This window comes from Prevotella vespertina, assembly GCF_009728485.1.
Classification (GTDB): domain Bacteria; phylum Bacteroidota; class Bacteroidia; order Bacteroidales; family Bacteroidaceae; genus Prevotella; species Prevotella vespertina.
In genome coordinates, this window is the sequence record NZ_VVIQ01000017.1 from 19,036 (window position 1) to 31,664 (window position 12,629).

Genomic DNA, 12,629 nt, shown 5'->3' on the forward strand with positions numbered 1-12,629 from the left:
CTGATTCCTTTATTATCACTTAATGCTTATTGACTGTAGCAAGCACAGCCTTATCAACCACAACTTTATATTTCTTTCGCAATGAATCGACCCAATTCTTCTCAAGTTCCTTTTGATAATCAGAAACCACAAGATCACGTACATCATCCAAAGACTCTGGTGCTTTCAACTTCTTACCATAGGTTGCACCAATAGGAAAGTCCTTCATCTCTTTCACAGGAACACTCTTTCCAAACACCTGCTCATCGACAAGTTCACTATCACCCTTACGAAAGATTCCCTTCTCAACACGTATGCGAAGTGTGCTATCAGCATTGAATGTCTTACGCAGTGCATCATTCCATTGTGCAAAAGGGAGTCGCTTCACACAATCCTTCACAGCCTCAACATCAGCTTGATTCTTTACATGATAAGCAATGCCTTTAAAGCGTGGTTCAGTCCATTTATATTGTTTCCTATGTTTGTGAAAGTAGTTTTCTAAGCCCGTAATATCTGCTGATGCCTTATCCCAAACCATACGATTACTCATCTCAACCATCAATAAGCCATCATAATACTCACGGATAAGATTCTTCAAATTAGCATCCTTTTCTTCCAGTTTCGCAAGTTGTTTATCAAGCAACTGCTCACGAGTTACACCCTTACCAGCCTGCTGAACAAGGCTATCTAACTTCTTATCGACAATCTGCTCACGCAATCCACGCATCTCAATAAACTGTAAGATCCTTGCATGCAACGAATCATAAGGAGCCAATCCTTCATGTGCTATCATCTTAATAATGTGATAACCATAAGGAGAAAGCGTTGGTTTACTAATTTCACCAGGCTTCAATGCCAACATAGCACGCTCAAACTCCTGTACTGTTTGCCCCTTTTGAAGCAATGGCAACTCGCCTCCGTTCTGTACAGACTCTCGATCAGCAGAATACTTCCTAGCCAACTCTCCGAAGTTTGCTCCATGCTGTAAAGCATTATAGATAGAGTCTGCCAAGACCTTAGCTTTCAATTCTTCTTCTTTTGTCGCACGCTGGTTTATTCCTACAAGAATGTGTGCACAACGCCACAAGCCACCATTCGCTTCAATACTCCCCTTCGTCTCTTGATAAATATCCCGAGCCGCTTTCTCAATATCTGAGTCTGTTAGGAACGATGGACGAACCTGCTGATCTCGATAGGTAAGGAACTCCTGCTTGAAGGAAGACAACGTATCCAAACGAGCATCCAAAGCCGCTTGCACCTTCAACTTATAATTGATGAACAGATCCACATAATCGGCTATACTCTTCTTATCAATGACTCCTTCAGCATTGTTCTTATTATATGAATACTCAAATTCAGAACGACTAACTGGATGCCCATTGATAGTCATTATGGTTGGGTCACTCTGCCCAAATACCATCGTGGTAGACAGCAGCGACAATAATAAAAGAGCCTTGACTTTCATTGTTATTATTTAAAACACACATACCCTCTCCACTGCTTTTACAGAGAAGAGGGCGGTTGATTCCTAGTTATTTAATTACTCTGGACGAGAGTAGTTTGGTGCTTCACTCGTAATAGTGATATCATGTGGATGACTCTCCATAACACCTGCATTGGTGATACGAGTAAACTTCGCATTGTGTAAATCTTCAATAGATGCAGCACCACAATAGCCCATTCCAGAACGAAGACCACCAACAAGTTGATAGATAACTTCTTGAACAGTTCCCTTATAAGGAACGCGTCCTGCAATTCCTTCTGGCACTAGTTTCTTTGCATCGTGAATATCATTCTGGAAGTAACGATCACGTGAACCATTCTTCTGCTCCATAGCCTCCAAAGAGCCCATACCACGATAACTCTTAAACTTACGACCATTGAATATAATCGTGTCACCAGGAGATTCCTCTGTTCCTGCAACCAAAGAACCAATCATCACACTGCTTCCTCCAGCTGCCAAAGCCTTCACGACATCACCAGAATAGCGCAATCCTCCATCAGCTATCAATGGCACTCCCGTTCCTTCCAACGCTTTATAAACATCATAGATAGCACTCAACTGTGGTACACCCACACCTGCTACAACACGTGTTGTACAGATAGATCCAGGACCAATACCTACTTTCACAGCATCCGCACCATTATCAACAAGGAACTTAGCTGCCTCTGCCGTCGCAATATTACCCACTACAACATCAAGGTTAGGGAAGGCCGCCTTTACATCATGCAACTTACCAATAACACCTGCAGAATGTCCATGAGCAGTATCGATGACGATAGCGTCTACACCTGCAGCAACCAATGCTTCGGCACGCTCCATGGTATCACCTGTAACGCCAACACCCGCTGCGACACGCAAACGACCCTTCTCATCCTTGCTTGCCATAGGCTTATCTTTAGCCTTTGTGATGTCCTTATAAGTGATTAGACCTACAAGATGATTGTCCTTATCGACTACTGGTAACTTCTCAATCTTATTCTCTTGAAGAATCTGCGCAGCGGCAGTAAGGTCGGTTTGTTGATGTGTAGTAACAAGGTTCTCCTTGGTCATCACGTCATCAATCAACTTATCCAAATGGCGTTCAAAACGCAAGTCTCGATTGGTCACAATGCCTACTAAGTGGTTATCCTCATCTACAACGGGGATACCACCAATGTGGTAATCGGCCATCATCGCGAGTGCATCCTTCACAGTTCTACCTTTTAAGATAGTCAGTGGGTCATAAATCATACCGTTTTCAGCCCTCTTCACGATTGCAACTTGGTGTGCTTGATCCTCAATAGTCATGTTCTTGTGGATCACACCAATACCACCTTCTCGAGCGATGGCAATCGCCATTGAGCTCTCCGTAACGGTGTCCATTGCCGCTGTAACAAAGGGCACATTGAGATCAATGTGGCGTGAAAACTTGGTTTTCAACTGTACCTCTTTGGGTAATACTTCCGAATAAGCTGGGATTAAAAGGACGTCATCGTAAGTCAATCCGTCCATCTTGATCTTTTCTGCAACAAATGATGACATAATGATTTGGAAATTTATTGCATGCAAATTTAGCAATTAATTATCAAATAGACAGGCTTTTTCTCCATTTTCTCTAATCGAATTAAAGCTATTTAACGGCAGATTAGTACGATAGTAGAATATCAGTAATATCACACGGAAAAAAGATAGGGTAACAGATGTCTTAACCCTCTTCTGTATATAAAATTTGAGCATTTCATACATCTTCTAACTAGTAGTTGCAAACTAAAGAACCCCAACCTCATTAGCAACGGATAAATGGTTGAAAAAAAAGAGACGCCTTCTTCACCTCAAAGAAAGCCTCTCTTTACATCAAAGGAAGCCTTTCTTCAAATCGAAGAAAGCACTTCCTTTAAGTCAAAGTTATATTTTTTATATACAATCAATTTGCCATCTCTGACAGAAACTTTATACGTACCAACCGGATAACATCCTCACTATAATCACCATCAAGTTCTTCCATTGCCACATCTAGGCTATCTGTCTCGCTGTCCATGAAGTAGTCATAGATGTCATTGATTGTATCATCATCGTAAACATCCTCTAGGAAGTAATCGATATTGAGCTTCGTTCCACTATAGACAATCTCTTCAATCTTAGTGAGAAGATCATCAAAATCAAGTCCTTCTGCCGATGCAATGTCATCAAGTGGGAGTTGTCTGTCAATGCTTTGGATGATTTTTACCTTCTGCATAGACTTCTTTGCGACCGTTCGCACACGTAGTTCTTCGGGACGTTCGATGTGGTTTTCTTCGCAATGTTGCCTTATCAATTCACAAAACTCTTTCCCATAACGCTTCGCCTTACCTGCTCCTACCCCTTGAATGTTCTGTAGTTCCTCTTCATTAATAGGATACATCATTGCCATCTGCTCTAAGGATACATCCTGAAAGATGACGTATGGAGGAATTTCTAACTTACGTGCTATCTTCTTACGAAGGTTCTTTAGCATAGAGAAAAGCTCCGGATCGAGAACTGCAGTGCCCGTCAATGGTGTATCATCGTCCTCTTCATCCTTAAATTCGGCATCCATTACGATCATAAACGACGTTGGCGACTTCATGAAGCGTTTGCCTGCTGCTGTCAACTTCAGTAATCCGTAATTCTCGACATCCTTCTTCAAATAACCAGCCAAGAGTGCTTGTCTGACTACAGGGTTCCATATCTTCGGGTCTTCATCTTCGCCGGCACCGAAGTCTTCAAGCTCGTTGTGCTTATGATCTTTTTGATCATCTGTTGCCCTACCTTTGACGAAGTCAATGACATACTCTTGTCGGAAGTTTTCTTTCAAAGCCTTCACTGCTTGGAGAACTATCAAGAGCTGATTCATTGCCTCAATCTTCTTCTTCGGGTGCAGACAGTTATCACACATACAACAATTATCCTTTGGATATTCTTCACCAAAGTAATGAAGTAACATCTTACGCCTACAAACAGACGATTCAGCATAAGCCTCAGTCTCTTGTAACAGCTGCCTACCAATGTCCTGCTCGGCTACAGGCTTCCCTTCCATAAACTTCTCGAGTTTCTTTAAGTCGTTCTTTGAATAGAAGACAATACAGATCCCTTCCTCACCATCACGCCCAGCACGTCCTGTTTCTTGGTAATATCCCTCCAAACTCTTCGGTATATCGTAATGGATAACGAAGCGTACATCAGGCTTATCAATACCCATTCCGAATGCTATTGTAGCCACGATAACATCCAACTCCTCCATAAGGAAGTCGTCTTGAGTCTTCGATCTCGTTTCCGAATCAAGCCCTGCATGATAGGGCGCAGCCTTTATATCATTAGCTTGAAGGATGGCTGCCAACTCTTCCACCTTCTTACGTGAAAGACAATAGATGATTCCGCTTTTACCAGTATGCTGCTTAATGAACTTAATTATTTGCTTGCTTGTATCATCATCACTCCTCTTTGCACGTACCTCATAGTATAGATTAGGACGATTAAAAGAGCTTTTAAACTCGGCACAATCCTCTATTCCAAGACTACGGATGATGTCCGTTCGCACCTTATCGGTAGCTGTTGCAGTGAGCGCAATGACCGGTGCAGCTCCAATAGTATCTATTGCATAACGTATCTTACGATATTCTGGACGGAAATCGTGTCCCCATTCAGATATACAATGAGCCTCATCAATCGCATAAAAACTTATCTTCACCGACTTTAGAAATGCCATATTCTCCTCTTTATTGAGGGATTCTGGGGCTACATAAAGTAGCTTTGTGCGTCCGGAAACAATATCGGCACGCACCTTATCTATCTCAGCCTTCTTTAAAGAAGAGTTAAGATAATGCGCCACACCATCCTCTTCACTGATACCATTGATGACATCTACCTGGTTTTTCATTAATGCAATAAGAGGCGAAACAACAATAGCTGTACCCTCCATTATCAGTGATGGAAGTTGATAACACAGGCTTTTACCACCACCTGTAGGCATTAGTACGAAGGTATCATGTCCTGCAAGAAGATTGCGTATAATGGCTTCTTGATCACCTTTGAACTTCTCAAAGCCAAAGTAATATTTAAGTTTTTCGGTAAGATTGAGCTCTTTTGTCATGTTAATAGTTGGTGATTTCCTATCCGTTTATGGTTTTGGTAGAAACAAAGAAAGTCTGCTGATGCAGCGTTACACACGACATCGGCAGACTATACATATATGTTATGAGGCTGAACCCGATTGTTGGATATGAGCCTTATCGAGCTGTTGACGAACATATTGTTCCGTCACCTCAAATTCTTTTACGTCTCTTGATGGGACTTCAAACATAGCATCCATCATTACAGACTCTACGATTGAACGTAGTCCACGGGCTCCTAACTTATATTCAACAGCCTTGTCTACAATACTATCAAGAGCTGCCTCTGTGAAAGTGAGCTTTATATCGTCCATTTCAAACAGCTTGATATACTGCTTAACAATGGAATTCTTTGGTTCAATAAGGATGTTGCGCAAAGCTTCTCGATCGAGTGGACTAAGATAGGTAAGCACTGGCAAACGACCAATTATCTCTGGTATGAGACCAAAGGACTTCAAGTCTTGTGGTAAAACATACTTCATTAAGTCCTTTTTATCTATCTTTGCAACATTCTGAACAGAGTTATAACCAATCACATGTGTATTGAGTCGCTGTGCAATCTTACGTTCAATGCCATCAAAAGCACCACCACAAATAAATAAGATATTGCGGGTATCCACATGGATATAGTCCTGATCAGGATGCTTACGACCACCCTTTGGTGGGACGTTAACCATCGTTCCTTCCAATAACTTTAGCAATCCTTGCTGAACACCCTCACCACTTACGTCACGTGTAATACTTGGATTATCACTCTTACGGGCAATTTTATCAATCTCATCGATAAATACTATACCACGTTCAGCGGCTGCTACATCGAAGTTAGCTACCTGTAACAAGCGTGAGAGAATACTCTCCACATCCTCACCAACATAACCTGCTTCAGTGAATACAGTTGCATCTACAATGGTGAAAGGAACATCGAGAAGTTTCGCAATAGTACGTGCCAATAAGGTCTTACCAGTACCAGTTGAACCCACCATAATGATGTTGCTCTTCTCTATTTCTACACCATCTTCATTCTTCGGTTGCTGAAGTCGCTTGTAATGGTTATACACTGCAACTGAAAGATAGCGTTTAGCTTCATCCTGTCCAATGATATATTCGTCAAGATACTGCTTAATTTCTTTGGGCTTAGGAACCTCCTTTACCTTAAAAGCAACACTACCAGTATTCTCATCATCAGCCAATGCGCCTGCCTGTGTAACTATCTTGTAAGCCTGCTGTGCACAATCTTCACAGATGTAACCATCCAACCCTGTGATGAGAAGCTTAACTTCCTTCTCACTGCGACCACAAAAACTACATTTCTTCTGGGGCATTATTTACTCCTTTACTTATTTGATTCAGTATTGTCATCAGACGTATTGAGGGCATTATTGGAAGACTTCTTAACAAGAACATCATCTATCATTCCATATGCTTTAGCCTCTTCTGCGTTCATCCAATAGTTACGATCACTATCATTCCAAACCTTCTCGAAGCTCTGATGGGAATGGTCACTAATGATGGTATAAAGCTCTTTCTTGAACTTCATAATCTCTTTTGCCTCTATCTCAATGTCGGATGCTTGACCTTGTACCCCACCCAATGGTTGATGAATCATAACGCGACTATGCTTTAGTGCAGATCGCTTCCCTTCTTTTCCAGCAACCAATAATACTGCTGCCATAGATGCAGCCATACCAGTACAGAGGGTTGCGACATCACTAGAAATAAATTGCATGGTATCATAGATACCCAAGCCTGCTGTCACACTTCCACCTGGTGAATTGATATAAATAGAGATGTCTTTACCAGGGTCAACAGAGTCCAAGTAAAGAAGTTGAGCTTGTATTGTATTAGCTGTATAATCATCTACTTGTGTACCAAGAAAGATGATACGCTCCATCATCAAGCGTGAGAAAACATCCATTTGGGTGACATTCAACTGACGTTCCTCAAGTATATAAGGGTTTAAGTATTGTGCTTGTGCCTTAACAACATCGTCTAGCACCATACCATTCATCCCTAGGTGTCCTGTGGCAAATCGCCTAAAATCATTCATTGTAATCCTTTCTTATATAATAATGTGACAAAAATAGAGGTTATCGACCTCCCTTATTATTGCCATATTCACAAAGAGTATGCCATAAAACAGGCATCTTCTCGCTTACTATAAGCAAAGATAAGGAAAAAAACCGATAACCTCTATATATAAAAGAAGATTTTTCTTAAAATTGTTACTCGCTTACAAGTTTGTTGAACTCATCGAGAGTTACAGTCTTAGTATTTAGCTTCACTACCTTCTTAATAGCGGCAGCGAGCTTACGATCCAATGCTGCTTCTACGAAAGAATCGATGTTCTCGCGCTTCTTTAACATCTCATCAGCATAACCATTCAAGTAGTCCTCTGGCACATTGGTCATACCATATTGAGCGAACTGGGCACGTGCCATCTGGCGTGCACTCTCACGTACATCATTATCATCGACCTTAATATCATTAGCTTGTGCTAGCTGTTCCTTGATTAAGTGCCATGTGAGTTCTTTGACGCTCTGCTCATAGTTCTTCTCTACAAACTCTTCACCCTTATCCTGGTTGTTAGCCAACATAATGCGCTTCAAGAGAGCATCTGGGAAAGTAAGATCGCCCACTTTCTTCTCACAATAAGCACGGAGATCCTGAACGAACTTATAGTCAGAATCACCCTTCAACTGCTCTTTCAAACCATCAGCGATAGCCTTGCGGAATGCAGCCTCATCCTTTATCTCGGTATCTTCACCATATACGCTTTTCCATAACTCAGCATTATTCTCGGCCTTTACGAAGCGTGAGATTTCAGTGATCTGATACGAGAAGTTACCCTTATGTTCAGCAACTTCTTCCTTCTTGATCTTCAATAGAGAAGACACCTCGATATCGTTATCTGGGTAAGCTGCAGTAGGATTGAAAGTGATAATATCACCAACCTTTGCACCATCAAAGAGCTTCTTCTGATCCTCAACCTTTATATATTGTGGCATCAAAGAAGCACCCTCTACAGTAATACCACCTTCAAGAGTATTACCATTCTCATCCAACTCACGAAGATCACCCTTCAACAAGTCACGCTGTTCTGGATCGAAAGTCTCTGCCTTATCATAGTGACCTGCACGGCTCTGAAACATCTCAACTTGCTGATCAATCAACTTGTCATCAACCTCAATCTCATAGAAGTCAATCTTGTTCTTACCATTTAATTCGATCTTAAACTCTGGTGCAACAGCAATATCAAACTTAAACTCATAAGGTGCAGGTTGCTCCAACTCTACAGGCTTTTGAGCCTCTGATGACATTGGCTGACCCAACATCTGAATCTTATTATCAGTAATATATTTCTGTAGATTCTCGCCTAGGATCTTATTGATAACATCCATCTTCACCTGTGGACCATACTGACGTTTAATCATGCCCATTGGTACTTGCCCCTGGCGGAAACCTGGTACATTAGCACGCTTACGATAATCCTTGAGGGTCTTCTCAACCTCATTCTTGTAGTCAGACTCTTCTACTGTAATGGTCATCAAACCATTTACTTTGTCTGGATTTTCAAATGAAATCTTCATCTTGATATTATTGAATTTATGTTTAATTATTATTTATCAAATGTTTACATACACGCTAAGAGTATTGCACTTCGTAGGGTATTTGGTGTGCAAAGATACTTAATTTTTCGCACAACCTTATCATATATAGAGGGAAATTTGTTTTTTTAACCTAGGTAGTAATGGTTAAAAACGAACTTATCAGCACTCTTCAAAACTCAAATCCCGACCCTTTTCCTCTAGAGAAGGGATCCTTTAAGAACCCAATTAGCAAGAGTTCTTATAACAATCAGTATTCTCTTTTCTCTTATTAAATGTTAATTTTAGTATAAAAGTAAGATTCTTTTCACAAAAAGAATTACATTTGTCACAAATAATACAATAAACCTAAACAGACATAAATACTAACCGACCTAAACAAACAAGAAACCTAAATCAAGTTTACCAGGTCGATATTATTCATCTAAGACACAATACTTAATATGAAACAGCAATTTAGGAAGCTGGGGATGTTTGCAGTTGCAGCTGCCATTTCTACAGGATCTGCCTATGCAGGAAAGTCTGCTATGCAACCTATGACAAGTTTGCCTGTCATGCAACAGGACAATAACACTTGCACAGGACAGGTTGTCGATGCTAATGGTGACCCTATCGTCGGAGCAACAATCATGGCAAAAGGAACTACACATGGTACTATTACTGATCTTGATGGTAAGTTTTCTCTATCTAACGTAAAGGCAGGTACAATCATTATTGTCAGCTATGTTGGTTATGAAAAGAACGAGATTATATGGAGAGGAGGCTCACTTAACGTTACCTTAAAAGAAAGTACACAAACCATGGATCAGGTTGTTGTCATTGGTTATGGTAGTGTTCGCAAAGCCGATTTGGCTGGTTCTGTAGCAGTAATGAACGACAAAGCCTTCAGAGATCAACCTATTAAGAACGTTAGTGAAGCCTTCCAAGGACGTGTAACAGGTATCAATGTTGTCCAGAGTGGCGTACCTGGTGGTGGCGTAAAGATCCGTGTGCGTGGTACGAGTTCTATCCATCGTAACAACGACCCACTATATGTTGTTGATGGTATTGTACGTGAGAATGGACTCGACGGTATCAATACTGAAGATATCCAAAGCATACAAGTTTTGAAGGATGCATCGTCTACAGCCATCTATGGTAGCCGTGGTTCAAATGGCGTTGTACTCGTTCAGACCAAGCAAGGAAAACAAGGTCAACAGAGTATCATGTTTGATGCTAGCCTCGGAATTGCCAACGCTTACAACATGCCTAAGGTGATGAACACAAAGCAATATGCACAGGCTTTACTTGATGGAGGTAAGATTACAAACCAAGCAGAGCTACAACCTTACCTCGATGGTACGAAGCCTGGCATTGATTGGATGGATAAGATTCTCCGCACAGGAACTATTCAGAACTATAAACTTACGATATCTAAGGGTAATGCCGACACACAATACTACATGAGTGGCAGCTACCTAAAGAATAAAGGTGTCGTTGAGAATACTCAATTTGAACGTTATCAAGCTAAACTCAACATTCACTCTCGCCTTTATAAATGGTTTGAATTCACAGGAGACCTCGATTACAGCCATGGAAAGAGTACAGGAGGTGGTTTTGATATGTCGCAATATAATCCACTATGGATTGCTGAAAACTACTCTCCAACCATGGAGATGTATGACCAGAAAGGCAATTTTATGAAGGATCCTTATAACTCAATTCAAGCCAATCCTTATGGTATTTTGATTGCAAATGCTAGTCAATTTCGCACAGATATACTCACTGGTCATGCAGACTTAAAGTTCCATATTCTTCCAGGACTTACCTTTACCAGTACCAACGGATTTGATTACTTTGATGGCAAAGGCTATAGTTTCTCAACCACAAGGGTACTTCCTAAGAGTAGTATGGGCAACAATGATCATCAACGTGCCACTTTACAAACCACCAATAACCTTACTTATACAGGCGCATGGGACAAGCATAACCTCACAGCAACAGGTGTATTCGAGGCTACACAGAGTACCACTCGTATGATGGGACTCAATGGTACTAACCTTCAAACAGAATCCGTTGGATGGTGGGATTATAACAATGCAACTAACCGAGGTGGTTCAAACGATTACAGCAAGTGGGGACTTCTCTCATGGGTAGGTCGTGTAATGTACAATTACGATAATCGTTACATGCTAACAGGAACATTCCGTGCCGATGGTAGTTCACGTTTCTCAAAGAAGAAGTGGGGCTATTTCCCTTCTATCGCTGCGGCTTGGACCATCAGTAATGAGAAATTCATGAAACCAATCACATGGATTAGTAACATGAAAATCCGTGCTAGTTATGGTCTTATCGGTAACCAAGGAGTACCAGTATATGCAACTTTAGGCACCATGACCGCTACTAACTTTGACTTCGGAACATCAACGACTTACACAGGCTACTGGGCTAAAAACATCGCAACCCCAGACCTAACATGGGAGAAGTCGAAACAGTTTGACATTGGATTAGATGTTAGCTTCCTCAATAACAGGTTGGAGTTGAGCATTGACTACTTCAATAAGAAGACCACCGATGCCTTATTAAAGAAGTCACGTACTTATTATCTCGGTGGTACACAATACTGGGTTAATGCTGGTGAAATTACCAACAAAGGTCTTGATATTGCACTTACAGCACGCATCATAGATACTCCAGAACTTTCATGGACATCTACTATCAATGGTTCTTATCTAAAGAATAAAGTCGTAAAGTTGACATCACAAGATCCAATTCTCTATGGTAGCTCACCTTCGCCAGGCACAGTTGAACCTTCAACTATCATTAAGGAAGGGCAACCTATCGGTACATTCTATGGTTACAAGTGGGCAGGTCTAAACGCAAATGGTCTCGACAGCTATTATGCAGCCGATGGGAGCATCACTACAAGTCCCCAAAGTGCAGACCGACAGATACTCGGTTGTGCTAATCCAGACTTCACAATGGGTTGGAACAACTCAATTACCTATAAGAATTGGGAGTTCAATGCCTTCTTCAATAGTGCCTTTGGAGCACAACGACTGAATCTTGTTCGTTTCGCAATGAACTCCATGGTAGGTGCTTCAAAGTTTGTTACTGCAGCCGATTATATCAGTGAGATTGGTAAAACAATGCCTGCTCTTAATGCTGTAGGAAATAATAACCTTGGCAACTCAAGCAAGTGGATTGAGAATGCAGACTACTTCCGTTGTGAGAACATAAGCATAGCATACAATATTGCTCGCAAGCACACTCACTTTGCTGATATACGCTTAGCATTGAGCATACAAAACCTCTTTACAATCACAAGCTACAAGGGTGCTGACCCTGCAGGTATGTCTTTTTCTAACAACAACGTCGACATGGACAATGGTATTGATATGGGCACATATCCTAATCCACGCACCTTTACATTCGACATTCGCTTTAACTTCTAAC

7 protein-coding genes are annotated in these 12,629 nt (G+C 41.2%); 1 reads left to right on the plus strand and 6 read right to left on the minus strand.

Features of this window, described 5'->3' with window-relative positions:
- Nucleotides 1–19 precede the first annotated feature (19 nt).
- From F0475_RS11375 to tig, 6 genes are all read right to left on the minus strand, one after another.
- Nucleotides 20–1,444 (minus strand): peptidylprolyl isomerase, encoded by a 1,425-nt coding sequence (locus F0475_RS11375; RefSeq protein ID WP_155716724.1) that lies wholly within the window; start codon nt 1,442–1,444, stop codon nt 20–22.
- Nucleotides 1,445–1,519: 75 nt separating this feature from the next.
- Entirely contained in the window at nt 1,520–3,004 is a 1,485-nt protein-coding gene (gene guaB, locus F0475_RS11380) for an IMP dehydrogenase (RefSeq protein ID WP_155716725.1), read from the minus strand.
- A gap of 382 nt (nt 3,005–3,386) precedes the next feature.
- Nucleotides 3,387–5,570: a DNA helicase RecQ gene (gene recQ, locus F0475_RS11385; RefSeq protein ID WP_155716726.1), complete on the minus strand. Its 2,184-nt coding sequence runs from the start codon at nt 5,568–5,570 to the stop codon at nt 3,387–3,389.
- A 102-nt stretch (nt 5,571–5,672) separates the two neighbouring features.
- Nucleotides 5,673–6,911, minus strand: coding sequence for an ATP-dependent Clp protease ATP-binding subunit ClpX (gene clpX / locus F0475_RS11390; protein WP_155716727.1), 1,239 nt, complete (start codon nt 6,909–6,911; stop codon nt 5,673–5,675).
- An 11-nt stretch (nt 6,912–6,922) separates the two neighbouring features.
- Entirely contained in the window at nt 6,923–7,636 is a 714-nt protein-coding gene (gene clpP, locus F0475_RS11395; RefSeq protein WP_155716728.1) for an ATP-dependent Clp endopeptidase proteolytic subunit ClpP, read from the minus strand.
- Nucleotides 7,637–7,811: 175 nt separating this feature from the next.
- Nucleotides 7,812–9,176, minus strand: coding sequence for a trigger factor (gene tig / locus F0475_RS11400; RefSeq protein WP_155716729.1), 1,365 nt, complete (start codon nt 9,174–9,176; stop codon nt 7,812–7,814).
- A 488-nt stretch (nt 9,177–9,664) separates the two neighbouring features.
- On the opposite strand from tig, the gene F0475_RS11405 reads away from it, so the two are divergent.
- The gene (locus tag F0475_RS11405; protein WP_155716737.1) at nt 9,665–12,628 is read left to right on the plus strand and encodes a SusC/RagA family TonB-linked outer membrane protein; all 2,964 of its coding nucleotides are present in this window, start codon (nt 9,665–9,667) and stop codon (nt 12,626–12,628) included.
- Nucleotide 12,629: the final 1 nt, after the last annotated feature.